The 15605-nt window shown below is 70.1% G+C and carries 15 protein-coding genes; 2 read left to right on the forward strand and 13 right to left on the reverse strand.

Annotated elements, in window-relative coordinates; genetic code table 11:
* On the forward strand, nucleotides 1–182 hold a 182-nt coding region (locus tag AC3WPZ_RS21395), incomplete at its 5' end, for a hypothetical protein (RefSeq protein WP_492441468.1).
* A gap of 18 nt (nucleotides 183–200) precedes the next feature.
* Here AC3WPZ_RS21395 and AC3WPZ_RS21400 read toward each other — a convergent pair.
* The 11 genes from AC3WPZ_RS21400 to AC3WPZ_RS21450 form a co-directional block, all read right to left on the reverse strand.
* Nucleotides 201–1193, reverse strand: a complete 993-nt coding sequence (locus AC3WPZ_RS21400) for a Bug family tripartite tricarboxylate transporter substrate binding protein (protein ID WP_492441470.1) — start codon at nucleotides 1191–1193, stop codon at nucleotides 201–203.
* Nucleotides 1194–1224: 31 nt separating this feature from the next.
* On the reverse strand, nucleotides 1225–2847 hold the full coding sequence (locus AC3WPZ_RS21405; protein ID WP_492441472.1) for an indolepyruvate oxidoreductase subunit beta family protein: 1623 nt from the start codon (nucleotides 2845–2847) through the stop codon (nucleotides 1225–1227).
* 2 nt (nucleotides 2848–2849) lie between these two features.
* Nucleotides 2850–5015, reverse strand: coding sequence for a thiamine pyrophosphate-dependent enzyme (locus tag AC3WPZ_RS21410; protein ID WP_492441474.1), 2166 nt, complete (start codon nucleotides 5013–5015; stop codon nucleotides 2850–2852).
* Between the two features lie 18 nt (nucleotides 5016–5033).
* Complete coding sequence (locus AC3WPZ_RS21415) at nucleotides 5034–5567, reverse strand: 2,4'-dihydroxyacetophenone dioxygenase family protein (RefSeq protein WP_382155761.1); 534 nt, start codon at nucleotides 5565–5567, stop codon at nucleotides 5034–5036.
* 29 nt (nucleotides 5568–5596) lie between these two features.
* The gene (locus tag AC3WPZ_RS21420; RefSeq protein ID WP_492441475.1) at nucleotides 5597–6367 is read right to left on the reverse strand and encodes an SDR family NAD(P)-dependent oxidoreductase; all 771 of its coding nucleotides are present in this window, start codon (nucleotides 6365–6367) and stop codon (nucleotides 5597–5599) included.
* A 32-nt stretch (nucleotides 6368–6399) separates the two neighbouring features.
* Complete coding sequence (locus tag AC3WPZ_RS21425) at nucleotides 6400–7395, reverse strand: acetamidase/formamidase family protein (RefSeq protein ID WP_492441477.1); 996 nt, start codon at nucleotides 7393–7395, stop codon at nucleotides 6400–6402.
* Nucleotides 7392–8120: an ABC transporter ATP-binding protein gene (locus AC3WPZ_RS21430; RefSeq protein WP_492441478.1), complete on the reverse strand. Its 729-nt coding sequence runs from the start codon at nucleotides 8118–8120 to the stop codon at nucleotides 7392–7394. Before AC3WPZ_RS21430 ends, AC3WPZ_RS21425 begins: the two co-directional genes overlap by 4 nt.
* Nucleotides 8113–8844 (reverse strand): ABC transporter ATP-binding protein, encoded by a 732-nt coding sequence (locus tag AC3WPZ_RS21435; protein ID WP_382321276.1) that lies wholly within the window; start codon nucleotides 8842–8844, stop codon nucleotides 8113–8115. The genes AC3WPZ_RS21430 and AC3WPZ_RS21435 overlap by 8 nt, the downstream gene beginning before the upstream one ends.
* Nucleotides 8841–9758, reverse strand: a complete 918-nt coding sequence (locus AC3WPZ_RS21440; RefSeq protein ID WP_444687202.1) for a branched-chain amino acid ABC transporter permease — start codon at nucleotides 9756–9758, stop codon at nucleotides 8841–8843. Before AC3WPZ_RS21440 ends, AC3WPZ_RS21435 begins: the two co-directional genes overlap by 4 nt.
* Nucleotides 9755–10630 carry a branched-chain amino acid ABC transporter permease gene (locus AC3WPZ_RS21445; protein ID WP_492435735.1) on the reverse strand — a complete coding sequence of 292 codons (876 nt, stop codon included), beginning with the start codon at nucleotides 10628–10630 and terminating at the stop codon, nucleotides 9755–9757. Before AC3WPZ_RS21445 ends, AC3WPZ_RS21440 begins: the two co-directional genes overlap by 4 nt.
* A gap of 90 nt (nucleotides 10631–10720) precedes the next feature.
* Nucleotides 10721–11935 carry an amino acid ABC transporter substrate-binding protein gene (locus tag AC3WPZ_RS21450; protein ID WP_382155778.1) on the reverse strand — a complete coding sequence of 405 codons (1215 nt, stop codon included), beginning with the start codon at nucleotides 11933–11935 and terminating at the stop codon, nucleotides 10721–10723.
* A 94-nt stretch (nucleotides 11936–12029) separates the two neighbouring features.
* On the opposite strand from AC3WPZ_RS21450, the gene AC3WPZ_RS21455 reads away from it, so the two are divergent.
* The gene (locus AC3WPZ_RS21455; RefSeq protein WP_382155780.1) at nucleotides 12030–12938 is read left to right on the forward strand and encodes a LysR family transcriptional regulator; all 909 of its coding nucleotides are present in this window, start codon (nucleotides 12030–12032) and stop codon (nucleotides 12936–12938) included.
* A 7-nt stretch (nucleotides 12939–12945) separates the two neighbouring features.
* Here AC3WPZ_RS21455 and AC3WPZ_RS21460 read toward each other — a convergent pair whose 3' ends face one another.
* Together AC3WPZ_RS21460 and AC3WPZ_RS21465 are read right to left on the reverse strand one after the other, a co-directional pair.
* Nucleotides 12946–14640 (reverse strand): tetratricopeptide repeat protein, encoded by a 1695-nt coding sequence (locus AC3WPZ_RS21460; RefSeq protein WP_444687200.1) that lies wholly within the window; start codon nucleotides 14638–14640, stop codon nucleotides 12946–12948.
* Between the two features lie 128 nt (nucleotides 14641–14768).
* Nucleotides 14769–15602 (reverse strand): urease accessory protein UreD, encoded by an 834-nt coding sequence (locus tag AC3WPZ_RS21465; protein ID WP_382321267.1) that lies wholly within the window; start codon nucleotides 15600–15602, stop codon nucleotides 14769–14771.
* Between the last annotated feature and the right edge of the window lie 3 nt (nucleotides 15603–15605).

Genomic DNA, 15605 nt, shown 5'->3' on the forward strand with positions numbered 1-15605 from the left:
CCCCCGACCAGGCCCTGGCCGAGCATCCGAAGGACTACTCGGACCCGGAATTGAGGGTCTACACCGACGAGGAGGCCGAGGACATCTTCGACTCCGTGGTGCACTACATGCCCCTCATGCTGCCCGCCATGGGCGTGCTGCAGATCTTCATGCTGGCCTTCATCGCCGTCTACATGGCGTGATGAAGGCCAGCCGCGCGTTCAGTCGGCCGTGATCTTGCGGTCGCGAATGATCGCGCCGAAGCGCTGCGAGTCGTCCATGCCGCGCTTGCCGAATTCGGCGGGCGTGAGTGGCAGGGCTTCGCCACCCAGCGCGGTGATGCGTTCCTTCACGCTGGCGGTGGCCAGGATCTTGTTGACCTCGGTGTTGATGCGCGTGATCACGGCCGGCGGCGTGCCGGCCGGGGCGTAGAAGCCGAACACGGTGTCGGCGTCGAAGCCCTTGAGGCCGGCTTCGTCCAGCGTGGGCACGTCGGGGAACAGCGGTGAGCGCTTGAGGCTGCCCACGGCGAGCAGCTTGGTGCGCCCGGCCTTGGCGTGGGCCAGGCCGATGCCGGGGTCGAAGTAGTAGTCGATCTGCCCGCCCATCAGGTCGTTGAGCGCGGGCGCGGCGCCCCGGTAGGGCACGTGCACGGTGAACATGCCGGTCTGGGCCTTGAGCATCTCGCCCGCGAGGTGGGGCGAGCTGCCGTTGCCGGCCGAGCCGTAGCTCATGCGGCCGGGGTTGGCCTTGGCCATGGCCACCAGTTCCTGCACGTTCTTCACCTCCAGCGTGGGCCGCGCCATCAGGTAGACCAGCACGCGCGCCGCGGAAGCCACCGGGGTGAGGTCTTTCACCGGGTCGAAGCTCATGCGCGAGAGATGCGGGTTGACCGAGACCATGCCGCCCGAGCTCAGCAGCAGGGTGTAGCCGTCGGCGGGCGATTTCGCCACCGCCTCGCCCGCGATGTTGCCGTTGGCACCGGCCCGGTTCTCCACGATCACCGGCTGGCCCAGCGCGGTGGCCAGCGGCGTGGACACCAGGCGCGCGATCTGATCGGCCGCGCCACCGGGCGGGAAACCCACGATGACCTTGAGCGGCTTGTCCGGGAAGGCCTGCGCGAGCGCGCCCGTCACCGTGCCCAGGGTGAGCAGGGCGGTGGCGGCCGCGCGGCGCCAGGGCAGCGAAGACAGGGGGGTGGGGTGGTGCTTCATGCGGGTCTCCTTTGTTGTGAAAAACGGAAAGTCAGGGCGTCGAGGCCGGTTTGGCCTTGAGCCGGGGATTGTGCTGCCAGCGGATCGGCTGTGCCTTGACGGGGCGCGCGGGCGCGCCGTGTTGCCGCAGCGCCTGGTCCAGCGCCTTGCCGGCCTCGTCGCTCAGCGCGGCGTTGCGCGCGGCGGCCACGGCCTGGGCACGCTGGGTGGCGCTGGCCGGGTCGGCCAGCGCGGGCAGGGCGAGGTGGTCGATGATGTGCAGCAGGTTGTCCTTGCCGCGCTCGTTGGTGCTGCCGTAGCCCTTGATGAGGCGGCCGCACAGCGCCACCTCGTGCGCGAGCGGGGCGTGCATGGCGGCAAGCTGCACCACCGCATCCACCCAGCGGTCGATCAGCGCCTGCTCGGTGTGGAAGCGGCTGCCCAGCGGGCGCAGGCGCTTGCACGCGGCCAGCCCGCGCAGCGCGAGCATGCCCAGCACCGAGTGCGTGCCGATCTTCAGCGGCAGCGCCCAGGGCGCCTGGCCGGCGGCCACGCGCCGGCGGTCCCAGGCCAGCACGCGCTGCGCCAGGCCCTCGGGCAGCATCGCGGCGAACTCGGGCGCGCCGGGCTTGAAGTGGTCGTACACGCGCAGCAGGTCGTCCTGGCCGACCTTGGCCTCGCCGCGCACGCGCGCCTGGCGGCTCGCGCGGCTCTTGAGGTCGGCCACCAGCACGATGTCGTCGAACGCCATCCACAGCGCGACCCAGCGCGCCATCTCCACCGTGGTGCGGTGGCCGTGCAGGTTCTTCGGGTCGCCGAGCGTCTCGGCGGCCAGCACGCGGCGCAGGCGCTGGGCATAACGCTCGCCGTAGGCCGCGTTCTGGTACTCGCAGACGCGCGCATGGCCCAGGGCCATGATGCCGTGCGCCTCCAGCGGGAATTCGCGGCGCAGCGCCTCGGGCAGGGCGGCCTGCGGCGGCGCGGGCGCGGCGGCGCCTTCGGTCGCCAGCACCTGTTCCACGTAGGCGGCCTGGGTGCGCTGCGCGTTCACCGCGTCGAAGGCGAGCGCGAAGCCGCGCAGGCTGGCCTTGGCGCCGCCGCCGCTCTCGGCGATCACCGCCTCGTAGTCGCGCCGCGCGAAGGGCAGCAGGCCGCTGCCCGCGATCGCGCCCAGCATCACCGCGCTGACCACGGTGCCGGCCTGTTTGGTGAGCGCGGCCATGTCGAGCACGTGGCGCGCGAGGCTGTGCTTGTTCACCAGGGCCAGCAGTTCGGCGTTGTCGCGCCGGCCGTCGCCCATCACCATCTTCTCGCCCGTGGTCAGGGCGCGCGCGGACGAGCTGATCACCAGCGTGTGCGTGCTGGAGGCCAGGCCGTTGGTGATCTGGCGGCCGGTTTCGAGCAGCTCGGAGGACACCAGCGCGTCGAGCCGGCCGGGCAGGGGGTTGAGGCCGAACACCGGCCGGCGCCCGCCCAGGTCGGCCGTGGGCACCGGGAAGACCTCCAGGTAGTAGGTGGTGGCGCCGGTGCGCTGCGCCACGCCGGGGATGGAGGTGGCCTGCGCCGGGTAGCCCGCGTGGCGCGCGGTGTCCACCAGCCAGTCGGTGAGGATGCCGCCGCCCTCGCCACCGAGGGCGCAGAGCAGCAGGGAGATGGGTTGTTGGGACGTAGGCATGTTCAGGCCGGTTGGAGCAGACGCACGACGCTGCCGCGCAGGGAATGGATCAGGCGCTCGTGCCAGCGCGGGTTCTGGATCACCTCGGCGCGGTAGAAGGACGGGCACAGCGTGGCCGCGTGCGCGTTGGCGCCGCACAGGCCGCAGCCCACGCAACCGTCAATGACGGTGGCCACCGGGTCCACCTTGAGCGGGTCGGGGTTGTCCTTGAGCGTGAGCGTGGGGCAGCCCGAGAGGCGGATGCAGGCGTGGTCGCCGTTGCACACGTCCTCGTCCACGCCGTACTTCACGCGCACCACGCGCCGGCCCTTCTTGAGCAGGCTGGCGATCCAGGGCTTGATGCGGCGCTGGCGCTCCAGCTGGCATTCGCCCTCGGCCACGATCACCTTCAGGCCCTGGAACTCGGTGGTGAAGGCCTCGGTGAGCGTGGCGCGCACCGTGTCCACCTCGTAGGTGTGCACGGTGCGCATCCATTGCACGCCCAGGCCCTTGAGCGTGGTCTCGATGGTCTGGTTGGTGTGGGCCAGGCTTTGCAGCTTGTCGGCGGCGGCTTCCTTGGCCTCGTCGCCGGGGGTCGAGATGATGTCCTGCGTGCCGGTGGCCGAGGTGTAGCCGTTCTTGAAGATCAGCAGCACCGCGTCGTCGCCGTTGAACAGGGCCGACTGCACGCCGGTGAGCAGGCCGTTGTGCCAGAAGCCGCCGTCGCCCATGACGGAGAGCACGCGCCGCTTCATCACCGGCGACACGCCGGCGCGGCTGGCCAGGCTCATGCCGTAGCCCAGGATGGAGTGGCCGAACGAGAAGGGCTCGAAGGTGGCCAGCGCGTGGCAGCCGATGTCGCCTGCGATGTGCACCGGCCCCACGTCCTGCTGCGCGAGCTTGAGGGCCGAGAACACCGGCCGCTCGGGGCAGCCCACGCACATGCCGGGCGGGCGCGCGGGCAGCGGCGCCTGCAGCTGCTGCGCGGCTTCCTGGCGGCGCGTCTGGTTGCCCTGCAGCCAGGCGCGCGCGGCGTCGGTCACGGCCTGGGTGGCCGGGTCCTGCAGGTAGCGCCCGATGAAGTGCGCCAGGCCGTTGGCCATCACCTCGGCGGTGTACTCGCCCGCGTTGGGCAGCATGTCCTTGCCGTGCAGTGGCGTCTGGATGTCGCCGCGCCGCAGCAGGGTGGCGAGCTCCTGTTCGATGTACTCGGGCTGGCCCTCTTCCAGCATCAGCACCGCGCGCTTGCCGACGCAGAAGTCGGTGAGCTGCTGCGGCACCAGCGGGCAGGTGACGTTGAGCACCAGCATGGGGATGGCGCTGCGCCCGAAGGCATCGGCCAGGCCGAACTGCTGCAGCGCGCGGATCAGGGTGTTGTACAGGCCGCCCTGCACGATCAGGCCCAGGTCCTGGTGCGCGCCGTCGAAGTGCTCGTTCAGACCGTGCTCGACGATGTAGCGCCGCGCGGCCGGAATGCGCTCGTCGCTCTTGAGCTTCTCGTGGCGGAAGGTCACGGGCGGGTGGGCCAGGCGGTTGTAGTCGAAGCTCGCCGGCTCCTCGATCAGGTTGTGGCGCGAGAGCGCGGGCTTGACGTTGTCCTTGGCCGTGAAGCTGCCGCGCACGTGGCAGGCGCGGATGCGCAGCTCCATCAGCGCCGGCATGTTCGAGGCCTCGGATAGGCGGAAACCCTGCTCGACCATGTGCACCATGCGCTCCAGGTCGGGCCGCGGGTCCAGCAGCACCATGCTCGACTTGAGCGCGTAGGCGTGCGTGCGCTCCTGGATCACGCTGGCGCCTTCGCCGTAGTCCTCGCCCACCACCACCAGCACGCCGCCGGTGACGCCGGGCGAGGCCAGGTTGGAGAGCGCGTCGGCCGCCACGTTGGTGCCCACGATGGACTTCCAGGTGACCGCGCCGCGCAGCGGGTAGTGGATGGACGCGCCCAGCATGGCGGCGGCCGAGGCCTCGTTGGAGCAGGCTTCCACGTGCACGCCGAGCTCGTCCATGTAGGGCCTGGCCTGCACCATCACGTCGAGCAGGTGCGAGACCGGCGCGCCCTGGTAGCCGCCCACGTAGGCCACGCCCGACTGCAGCAGTGCCTTGGTGATGGCGAGGATGCCTTCGCCGTGGAAGGTCTGGCCGTCCCCCAGGCGCAGCGATTCGATTTCCTGGCTGAATGAAACTTCCACGGTGCGGGCTCTCCAGGGTCAGCGGAACAGGGTGTCGACGAAGGCGGCACCGATGCCGACCTTCTCGTAATGGGCGCGGCACAGGGCGATGTACTGGTGCACGTCGAAGTAGCCGTTCGACTCGCCCTGATCGTCCAGCCAGATCAGCGGGCCTTCGACGATGAAGAACACCTTCATCGGGTCTTTGTGCTCGTAGGCCACCAGCGTGTGGCCCTCGCCCGGGGTCTCGTAGACGAAGTCGCCCGCGGTCGCGGTCCATTCGTGCTCAAGATAACCCCATTTGCCGGAAATCGTATAGGCGAAAACCTGATGCGGGTGGTAGTGGCGGTTGACCAAGCCGGCCTTCCTGGCCATCAGGATGTCGCACCACTTGTTCTGGCTCGGCGAGATCCACAGCGGGCGCGAGGACACGGTCTCGGTGAAGGGCACGTAGAGGCGCTCGTCCTCGGTCGGTGCGTTGGGGATGTAGACCTCGGGCAGGGCGTCGGGCTGGAAGACCTTCTCGATCGGCTTGAGGTCTTTCCAGAATTCATGGGTGGCGAGTTCGGGCATGGTGTGGGGTCCTTTCGTTTTGCATGGGGTCAGATGTGCATGCCGCCGTCGGCCATGAACACGCCGCCGGTGGAGAAACTGCTGCCAGCCGAGGCCAGGAACACCACCATGCGCGCGATTTCCTCGGGCTGGGCGTGGCGGTGCAGCGGGATGGCCTCGTTGAGCATCTGCGTGGCGTCGCGCCCCACCACGTCGCTCAGGCGGCGCTCGATGTCGTTCTGGAAGCCGTTGGTCGTGGGGCCGGGCGCGATGGCGTTGACGCGGATGCCGCGCGGCGCCACTTCCTTGGCGGCCACGCGCATCAGGCCGATCAGCGCGTGCTTGGAGGTGGCGTAGGCGCTCACGCCGGGGTCGGCGGTGACGCCCATCACGCTGGAGGTGATCAGCACGCTGCCGCCATCGCGCATCAGCGGCAGGCCGTGCTTGAGCGCCAGGAAGGTGCCGCGCACGTTCACCGCCATCACGGTGTCGAACACGTCCTCGGGGTAGGCGGTGATGGGCACGATCTCGCCGTTGAGGCCGGCGTTGCAGAACAGGAAGTCGATGGCGCCCGCGCGCGCCACGGCCCGCGCCAGGTAGTCCTGCGTCTGGCGGCTGTCGCTCACGTCGGCGGCGCTGGTGCCCACGCGTTCGCCGTGGCCTTCGGCCGCGAGCGCCTGGCGCGCGGCCTCGAGCAAGGCGGGGTCGCGGTCCACCAGGTGCACCGAGGCGCCGCGCGCGAGCAGCTGGCGGGCGGCGGCCAGGCCGATGCTGCCGGCACCGCCGGTGAGCACGCAATGTTGTCCTTCGAAGTCCGACACGGGGGTCCTTTCTGTCCGGGGTTCGGGGGTTGTCATGGCATGGGTCCCCACCAGGCCTCGGCCGTGGGGGCGACCAGCGATTTGGGGATGCAGCCGTGGATGCCCTTGACACCGTCCACGAGCTGGGTGACCTCGAAGTCCACCACCAGGCTGGCCAGCGCGTAGGCCTCACCCGTGTCCACGCCCGCGAAGGCCTGCAGCACCTCGACCGCGCGCCGCACCGCGTCGGCGGCGGCGGTGTCGAGGTCTTCGTTGAGGCCCATCACGATGTAGTGGCTGGGCGTCTCGGCCATGGGCCAGGCGAGCGCGCGGCGGGGGTGCAGCACGAACTCCAGCCGGGTCGTCATGGAGGTTTCCAGCGCGGTCAGGTTGACCTCGCCGTTGCCCTGCGCGCCGTGGCCGTCGCCGGTGAAGAAGAGCGCGCCCGGCACCTGCACCGGCAGGTACAGGCGCGCGCCGGGCACCAGGTGCTTGAGGTCGATGTTGCCGCCGAAGCGCCCGGGCGGGATCGACGACACGCGCGAGGTGGGCGCCACCGCCAGGATGCCCATGAAGGGCCGCAGCGGGATGTCCAGGCCTTCTCGGAAGCGGGCGGTGCGGCGCGCCGGGTCGATCGGCAGCACCTGGGTGCGTGGTTCGGGCAACAGGTCGGGCAGGCTGCCAGCGCCGGGCCGCGTGAAGTTGACGCCGTAGTGCGGTGCGCGCGGCTCGACTTCGTGGATGCGCACCTCCAGCACGTCGCCCGGTTCGGCGCCTTCGATGTGAATGGGGCCGGTGAGCACGTGCGGGCCCACGCCCTTGGGCACAGTCTTCACGATGTCGCAGATGTCCCGAGCGGCGTCGGTGAGCTCGAGTCGGTGGCGCTCGAAGAAGGCCTCGGGCGCGTCGGGCGGCACGCACAGCGCGTTGACGGTGTCGATGTCCACCGTGGTGCCCGAGGCGATGCGCAGCACCGGCGGCACGTCGGGCGCGAGAAAGCCCCAGACCACGGTCTCGGGGCGCGAGCGCAGGTGCGGTGTGGCGCTCATGCGGTGGCTCCAGCGGCCGCGCCACCCAGGTAGGCGCGCTGCACGGCCGGGTCCTGCGCGAGGTCCTGCGCCGAACCCTGGCCGACGATGCGGCCGTTCTCCAGCAGGTAGCCCCGGTCGGCGATGCGCAGGCTGCGGCGCGCGTTCTGCTCCACCAGCAGCACGCTCACGCCCAGGGTGCGGATCTGCGCCAGCGCGCGGAACAGCTCGCCCGTCATGATGGGCGAGAGCCCGAGCGAGGGCTCGTCGAGCAGCAGCACGCGCGGCTGCGACATCAGCGCGCGGCCGATGGCCACCATCTGCTGTTCACCACCGCTCATGGTCTGCGCCATCTGGCCCATGCGCTGTTCCAGTTTGGGGAAGATGGACAGCACGCGCTGCAGCTGCTCCTTCTCGCCGGCGCGCGCGCGCTTCGCGTGGGCGCCAAGCTGCAGGTTTTCGCGCACGCTCAGCTCGCCGAAGATGCCGCGGCCCTCGGGCACCAGAGCGATGCCGGCTTCCACCACGGCGTGGGCGGGCAGCGTGAGCAGGTCCTGGCCGTCGAGCGCGATGCGGCTGCCCGGCAGGGAGGGGATGAGGCGCGCGATGCACTTGAGCAGGGTGGACTTGCCGGCGCCGTTGGCACCCAGCATCACCACCACCTCGCCCGCGCCGATGCGCAGGTCCACCCCCTGCAGCGCCACGTGGTGGCCGTAGCTCGCGCTGACCTGGCTGACTTCAAGCATCGTCGTCTCCCAGGTAGGCGCGCACCACGGCCGGTTCGGCCAGCGCGGCGGCCGGCGGGCCGTCGGCGATGCGGCTGCCCGCGTTCATGATCACGCAGCGGTCGCACAGCGCGCGGATCGCCTCCATCACGTGTTCGACCATCAGCATGGTGATGCCTTCCTCGCGCAGCGAGCGCAACAGGGCGATGCCGTCCACCAGCTCGGACGGGTTCAGCCCGGACAGCCATTCGTCCAGCAGCAGCAGGCGCGGTTGCAGCGCGAGCGCGCGCGCCAGCTCCAGCCGCTTCTGGTTGATGTAGGTGAGTTCGCTGGCGGTGGTGTGGGCGAAGTCCGCCATGCCCACGCGCTCCAGCAGCTTCAGGGCCTGCGCGCGCGAGGCGCGCTGCGGCAGGTTCTGCGTGCCGAAGGCCAGGCCGGCCTGCACGTTCTCCACGCAGTCCATCGAGCCCAGCACGCGCACCAGCTGGAAGGTGCGGGCCACGCCGGCGCGCGCCACGCGGAAGGCCGGCAATCCCGTCAGTTCCTGGCCGTGCAGGGTCACCGAGCCCGCCGTGGGCGGCAGCGCGCCCGAGATCAGGTTGATCACCGTGGTCTTGCCCGAGCCGTTGGGCCCGAGCAGGCCGACGATCTCGCCCTGGGCCACCGAGAAGTCCACGCCATTGACCGCGACCAGGCCGCCGAAGCGCTTGACCAGGCCGTTCACCTGCAACAGGGGGGTGCTCATGCCTTGCCTCCCTGCAGACGGTCCATCAGGCCCACGATGCCGCGCGGCGCGAGGTACACGATGACGAGGAAGGTGCAGCCCAGCAGGATGCTGAAGTAGTTCGGGAAGTTGGCCGAGAGGAACTCGAACAGCAGCACCAGCGGGATCACGCCGAGCACCGGGCCGTGCAGGCGCGCGGCGCCACCGAGCAGGGCCATGATCAGCACCTGGAACGAGACCACCGGGTTGAAGGCGATCGTCGGGTCGATGTAGGTCCAGCGCGGCGCCACGATGGCGCCGGCCAGGGCCATGAACATGGCGCTGATGCCGAACACCAGCAGCTTGGCGAAGGTGGTGTGCACGCCGCAGTGGCGCGCGACCATCTCGTCGTCGCCGATCATGCGCAGCGCCAGGCCCACGCGCGAGCGCTTCACCAGCCAGCCCGCGACGTAGACCAGCGCGGCCAGCGCGGTGAGCTGCCAGACGATGTGCTTCTGCTCGATGTCCAGGAACAGGTAGCGCCCGACCGAGCCCGAGTGGTTGGCCTCGTACCAGGTCACGACCTGGCGGATCAGCTCGGCCAGGCCGAAGGTGAAGATCACGAAGTACACGCCGCGCAGCCGCAGCGTGGCCAGGCCCACCAGCAGCGCCACCGCCAGCGCGGCGAGCGCGGCCGTGGCCAGCACCGCCGGCCAGGGCCAGGCCTCGCCGAACACCGCGGCCACGTACACGCCCAGGCCGAAGAAGGCCACCGTGGCCAGCGAGACATAACCCGTGGGCCCCGAGAACAGGGCCCAGGCCGTGGCCAGCACGGTGAAGATCAGCAGGTTGATCGCCATCGACATGGCGTAACCGCTGCCAAAGAAGGGCAGCAGCGCGCAGGCCGCCAGCCCCGCCACGCCGAGCGTGACGAACACGATGTCGCCGCGCTTCATGCCCCGGCCTTTCCGAACATGCCCGTGGGGCGGATGATGAGGACCAGCAGGAACAGGCCGAAGGTGACCGCGAGCGTGAGGCCGGGCGCCACGAAGGTGGCCACCAGGCTTTCGGTCAGGCCCAGCAGCAGGCCCGCCACCAGGCAGCCCATGAGGTTGCCCACGCCGCCCATGATCACGACGATGAGGGCTTTCATGGTGAAGACCACGCCCATGGACGCGTTGATGGTGAAGAACATGCTGACCAGCGTGCCGCTGGCGGCCACCAGGCCACCCCCCAGCGCGAACGCGAAGGCGGCGGCCTTGCGCACGTCGATCGCGACCAGCTGCGCCGAGGTGGGCGAGACCGCGACCGCGCGCAGGGCCGTGCCCCGGCGTGTGTGGTGCAGCACGAGGTAGAGGCCGACGCCGATCACCACCGCGAAGCCCAGGGCCAGCAGCCGGTTGGCCTTGAGCGGCGAGCCCAGCAGCGTGATCACCTGGCCCAGGTAGTCGTAGTTGTAGTAGTTGCCGCCGAAGATCACCAGCACGATGCCTTCGATGACGAACAGCAGGCCGAAGGTGGCCAGGATGCTGTCCACCTCCAGCGCTTCGCTGGTCTTGGCGCGCCGCACCAGCGGCGTGAGCAGCAGCTGGTAGAGCAGCCAGTTCAGGGCGAAGGCGGCCGGCGCGATCAGCAGCAGGCCCAGCAGCGGGCTCAGCGCGAAGGTGGTGAAGAGGGCGTAGGCGGCGAAGGCGGCGGCGATCAGCATCTGGCCGTAGGCCAGGTTCATGATACGAGCCACCCCGTATTGCAGCGTGAGGCCCATCGCGATCAGGGCGTACACGCCGCCCAGTGTGAGCCCGTTGAGCAGGGCGTCGATCAATGCCATGGAGCGTTACCGTGGGAGAAAGAAAAAAAGGCGAGCCGCCCGCCACGTCTGCGCGTGGTTCGGGCGGTGCCGTGCGGGCGGTGTGACGCGTTACTGTTTCCAGGCCGGCTTGGGCAGCGCGACCGGCTTGACGCCGATGGCATTGGCGGGCGAGACCGGCTGGAACTGGCCGTTCTGCCACTGGCCGACCGAGGAGGCCTCGCTCCAGATGCGGTTCTTCAGCGTGACCGGGCCGATCACGGTGTTGAAGCCGCCTTTGCCGATTTCGGCCGAGACGGCCTTGCGCTCGATGCTGTTGGCGCGCTCGATCGCCTGCTGCAGCACCTGCAGCGTGGCGTAGGTCACCGCGCTGCCGTTGTAGTCGGCTTCCTTCTTGAAGACTTCCAGGTGGCGGGCGCGGTAGGCCTTGGTCACCGGCAGTTCGGGGCTCACGCCGCCCAGGCCCAGCACGCCTTCGGCGTTGGCGCCGAAGCGGTCCTTGAAGACCGGGAACACGGTGCCGATGGCGGTGTAGAACAGCTTGGGGTTGAAGCCCACGGCGCGCGCCTGGTCGGTCAGCGCCAGCGTGTCGGGCGGGTAGCTGAAGGCCAGGAAGACCTCGGGGTCGCGGCGCTTGACTTCGTTCAGGATGGACTGCAGGTCCTGCGAGCCCAGCGGGTAGCTCTGGTCGTAGACGACGTTGAAGTTGCCCTTCTTCAGGCCGTCGCGCGCCGCCTTGGACAATTCCACGCCGAACTGGTCGGCCACGTTGACGATGGCCACGTCGCCCTTGATCTTGCCCTCGCTGCGCAGCCGCGTGAGCAGGTCGATGACGCCGTTGGCGTAGTCGGTGGAGGTGAGCGTGAAGAAGAAGGTGTTGGGCCAGCGTTCGCGCAGCTGCGGAATGCGGTCCGTGATCATGGTGGTGGTCAGGTGCGGGTAGCCGTGGCGGTCCAGGATGGGCGCGACCGCGAGGTTCATCGCCGTGCCCCAGGGCGGCAGGATGAAGTCGACCTTGTCCTGGTTGACCAGGCGCTCGACGGCGCGCACGCCTTCTTCGGAGCTGCTGCGGTCGTCGTACTCGACGAACTTGACCGGCACGCGCTTGCCGTTGATGAGCATGCCACCCGACTTTTCCAGGTCCTGCTGCCACAGCTGGTAGTTCGGCAGCACGGTGGTGCTGGCGCCGCCCGCGTAGGGACCGGTCTTGGAAATGGCGTAACCGATGCGGATCTCGGTGGGGTCTGCCGCGTGGGCGGGCAGGGCGGCCAGGGCGCACAGGCCGGCGGCCGCGGCCAGCCAGGTCAGGGTGGTCCTCTTGTTCATCTTGTCTCCGGTGGGTTTTGTTGTTGAGTCGCGGAGTTTCACGGTCTGTGACATATTCGGCAATAAGATCAAGGGGATATCGAATATCAATGCCATGCATATCAATGACATCGACCTGAACCTGCTGCGCCTGTTCGCGGCGATCTACCGCGCCGGCAGCGTGAGCCGCGCCGCCGAGCAGGTGGGCCTGACCCAGCCGGCCGCGAGCCACGGACTGGGCCGCCTGCGGCTGCTGCTGGAGGACGCGCTCTTCGTGCGCACGCCCGGCGGCGTGAAACCGACGCCGCGCGCCGAGCGCCTGGCGGGCGCGGTGCAGAACGCGCTGGCCATCGTCGAGCAGGCGATCAACGAGTCCACCGGCTTCGACCCGCAGCGTTCGCGCCGGCTGTTCCGCCTGCACATGAGCGACATCGGCGAGAACCGCTTCCTGCCCGAGCTCATGGTCAGCCTGCAACAGCTCGCGCCCGGTGTGCGCGTGGCCAGCCGCCCGGTGGCCCACGCGCAGCTGGCCGATGCGCTGGACACCGGGGTGATCGATTTCGCCTTCGGTTTCCTGCCGCTGGTGAAGGACACGCAGCGCACCGAGCTGCTGCGCGACCGCTATGTGGTGCTGATGCGCGCCGGCCATCCCATGCATGCACCCTTGAAGCGCCTGAAGGGGGCGGCGCAGCTCAAGGCCTTGCAGAAGCTGGAGTTCGTGGGTGTGCGTTCGCACGGCGACACGCTGCGCATCCTGGAGCAGACCGGCCTGCAGGACCGCCTGCGCCTGACCACCGAGCACTTCATGGTGCTGCCCTCGATCGTGAGCGCGACCGACCTCTGCGTGGTGATGCCGGGCAACATCGCGCGCGGCTTTGTCGCCTCGGGTGGTTGCGTGATGGTGCAGCCGCCGTTCGTGGACTGCAACTTCACCGTCTCATTGCACTGGAGCCACCGCTTCGAGAGCGACCCGGACAACCGCTGGTTCCGCGAACAGGTGGTGCGCCTGTTCTGCGAGCTCTGAGGCGCGCTCAGGCGGCGGGCTGGGCGGTGGTGCCGGTCAGGCTTTCGGGGCTGGGCGGCTTGTAGCCGGCCGACAGCGAGACACCGCCCGGCGGGGTCTGGCCGCTGCTGGTGTGCTCGCCCAGGCGGGTGATGGGCGCGGTGGTGCGGTAGAGCGCGCGCAGCGCCTCCACGCGTTCCTGCAGCGCCGGGTAGCTGTCCATGCGCTCGCTGTGGCGCTGCAGCACCTGGTGCGCGGACTCGATCAGCTTGGCGTTGCCGGTGCGTTCACCGGCTTCGAGCAGCTGTTGCACCGTGCCCTGCGGGTCGCCCTTGAGGCTCAGGGCCATGGCGTCCTGCGAGATGCGCAGCACCTGGCCGTGGGCGGCGCGGATGCGCTCGGCATGCCCCGCATCGCTGCCGGCCGCGCAGGCCAGCAGCTCGGTCATGGCGCGGCTGGTGCCGAAACGCAGCGCGAGCCGGTCCACCGCGCCTTCGGCGTCCTGCATGGGCAGGGAGCGCATCGCGAGCCGGCCCATCAGGGCGAGCAGGTTGCAGGCGGATTCGAAATCGAAGTCGGGCGTGAGCACGCTGTCGGTCAGGCGGCGCACGTCGTCGACGGCGCGCGTGGTGTTCTGCTGCTGCAGCGCGAGCAGGCTCTCGGCCATGGCCAGCAGGCGGTGTGGCCGCGCGGGCGCGTGGCTGCGGTCGCGCAGCCGGGTGAGCTGGTCCACCGTGCGCTGCAGGCCGCGCGCGTCGTTGTTGTCGAGCCGGGCGAAGGCCAGCAGCAACAGGGCCTGCGCGTCATACATCTTGGAGTCCAGGCCCAGGCGCGTGGCGCGGTCGAGCAGCTCCACGCCTTCGCTGCGCTCGCCGGTGTAGTAGGCCAGCATGCCGTGCTTGAGCAGGCGGCTGATGGACGAGGGCGTGAGGCGCGTTGCCATCTCGTAGGTGGTGAGCGCGCTCTGGAAGTTGCCCAGCTCGAACTGGGCGCGGCCCATCACGTCGTAGGCGTCCGCGTAGGCGTCGTCGTCGCGGATCAGGCTCTCCAGCGTGGTCACGGCCTTGGCCGGCTGGCCGTTTTCCAGTTGGGCCCGCGCCACGCCCAGGCGGGCCCAGGGCAGGGTCTTGGCCTCGATCACGGCCTGATACAGGGTCTGGGCCTCGTCCACGCGGCCGCCGCGCAGCATGAGCTCGGCGCCGATGCGCGCGGCGTACAGCCAGTAGGACTGGCGCGCTTCGAACCGGGTCTGGCACAGGTTGGCGGCGCGCTCGAAGTCCTGCGCGTCGATGGCGCTGAAGATGTCCTGCAGCGACTGCTTGCGCACACGCGCCTGCACGATGCGGTGGGCCAGGCGCGAGGCGGTGTGGGGTTTGAGCAGGTAGGCGTCCAGCGCCGACTCGGCGGCCTCGGCCACGCTGGCGTAGGAGGCCTCGGCCGTGAGCATCACGAACACGGTGTGAAAGGGCAGCAGCTGGTTGCGCCGCAGGTCGTCCAGCAGGTCCTGGCCGGAGCCGGACTCGCGCTCGAAACGCTGTTCGCAGATGACCACGTCGAAGCTCGCCATCTCGAGCTTGCGGCGCCCGTCGGTCAGGCGCGAGCACTGCACGACCGTGCCCACGCCCAGGTCGCGCAGCTGGGCGACGAGGATGGAGCGCGATTGCAGGTTGCCCTCGATCACGAGCGCATGGGCGTCGTGGAGCTGGTTGGGTGCGGAAGGCATGAGCGGACGCAAAAGGGGCAATGTCAGGATTCTGCCCAGCGCCACGCACCATGAGGGGGAGAAGAGGGTGGCGATTCCGGTGCTTTTCGGGCAGCAGACGAACGGTCGCCGCCCCAGCCTGGGGCGGGTCAGACGCGCCAGATGCGCGGCGGCACCGCCGACAGGCCCCAGGCCTCGGTGCGCAGCCCGCCCCAGACGCGCTGGAACAGCGCCATCAAGGGCTCCACCAGCGGCGCCACCGCGCGCAGCACCAGCATCTGCGGATTGGGGCAGGTGGCGCCGGCCTGCACGCCCTGGAGGTCACCGTCCAGGTGCGCGCGCACGGTCTCCAGCAGGTGCTCGCGCCGCTCGCGCGCGAGCGGGCTGCCGCAGGCCAGCCACAGCGTGCCCAGGCAGCGCTGGCCGGCCAGGCCCAGGGGCGATTCGAGCAGGCGGGTGTCGGCCGCGTCGATGTGCGAACGCTCCAGCCACAGGCCCGGGATCTCCAGGTGCTGGGTGAGGTGGCCGCGATCGAAGGGCTGGCCGGCGGTGGGCAGGCCGAGGGCGCACACGTCCCAGCCGATCAGCTCGGCGCCTTCGGCGAGTGTGGCGCGCAGGGTGTTGTGCGCCAGGCAGCCCGGGTAGGCGATGGCTTCGAGCGGCAGCCATTCGAGCCGCGCGCCGGCCTCCAGCGCGAGCGTGACCTGCTGCGTGGCGGCCGGGCCGTCCGAGCGGTAGAAGCGCGTGGCACCTGGCGTGGAGAGCAGGCCGTGCGCCTGGGCGCCCGCGCGCACGCGCAGGTCCAGCACGTCGCCGCCCACCAGCCCGCCGGGCGGGTGCACCACCACGTTGTGGCAGATGCCCTCGCCTTCGGGGTACAGGCTCTTGAGGATGCGCAGCGGCCCGGTGTGGGCGTGCTGCAGCACGGTGCGCTGGGCGTCGTCGCGGCGGTAGTTCAGGTCGAGTTGGGCGTGCCAGGGCATGCG

The organism is Hydrogenophaga sp. FW305-3-2-15-A-LB1, from assembly GCF_058787875.1.

What these genes read in the sequence shown, in the direction of transcription:
- AC3WPZ_RS21400 (WP_492441470.1), bottom strand. Translation starts at nt 1,193, where the DNA reads ATGAAGCACCACCCCACCCCCCTGTCTTCGCTGCCCTGGCGCCGCGCG.
- AC3WPZ_RS21425 (WP_492441477.1), bottom strand. Translation starts at nt 7,395, where the DNA reads ATGAGCGCCACACCGCACCTGCGCTCGCGCCCCGAGACCGTGGTCTGG.
- AC3WPZ_RS21445 (WP_492435735.1), bottom strand. Translation starts at nt 10,630, where the DNA reads ATGGCATTGATCGACGCCCTGCTCAACGGGCTCACACTGGGCGGCGTG.
- AC3WPZ_RS21435 (WP_382321276.1), bottom strand. Translation starts at nt 8,844, where the DNA reads ATGAGCACCCCCCTGTTGCAGGTGAACGGCCTGGTCAAGCGCTTCGGC.
- AC3WPZ_RS21440 (WP_444687202.1), bottom strand. Translation starts at nt 9,758, where the DNA reads ATGAAGCGCGGCGACATCGTGTTCGTCACGCTCGGCGTGGCGGGGCTG.
- AC3WPZ_RS21455 (WP_382155780.1), top strand. Translation starts at nt 12,030, where the DNA reads ATGCATATCAATGACATCGACCTGAACCTGCTGCGCCTGTTCGCGGCG.
- AC3WPZ_RS21465 (WP_382321267.1), bottom strand. Translation starts at nt 15,602, where the DNA reads ATGCCCTGGCACGCCCAACTCGACCTGAACTACCGCCGCGACGACGCC.
- AC3WPZ_RS21415 (WP_382155761.1), bottom strand. Translation starts at nt 5,567, where the DNA reads ATGCCCGAACTCGCCACCCATGAATTCTGGAAAGACCTCAAGCCGATC.
- AC3WPZ_RS21430 (WP_492441478.1), bottom strand. Translation starts at nt 8,120, where the DNA reads ATGCTTGAAGTCAGCCAGGTCAGCGCGAGCTACGGCCACCACGTGGCG.
- AC3WPZ_RS21460 (WP_444687200.1), bottom strand. Translation starts at nt 14,640, where the DNA reads ATGCCTTCCGCACCCAACCAGCTCCACGACGCCCATGCGCTCGTGATC.
- AC3WPZ_RS21405 (WP_492441472.1), bottom strand. Translation starts at nt 2,847, where the DNA reads ATGCCTACGTCCCAACAACCCATCTCCCTGCTGCTCTGCGCCCTCGGT.
- AC3WPZ_RS21450 (WP_382155778.1), bottom strand. Translation starts at nt 11,935, where the DNA reads ATGAACAAGAGGACCACCCTGACCTGGCTGGCCGCGGCCGCCGGCCTG.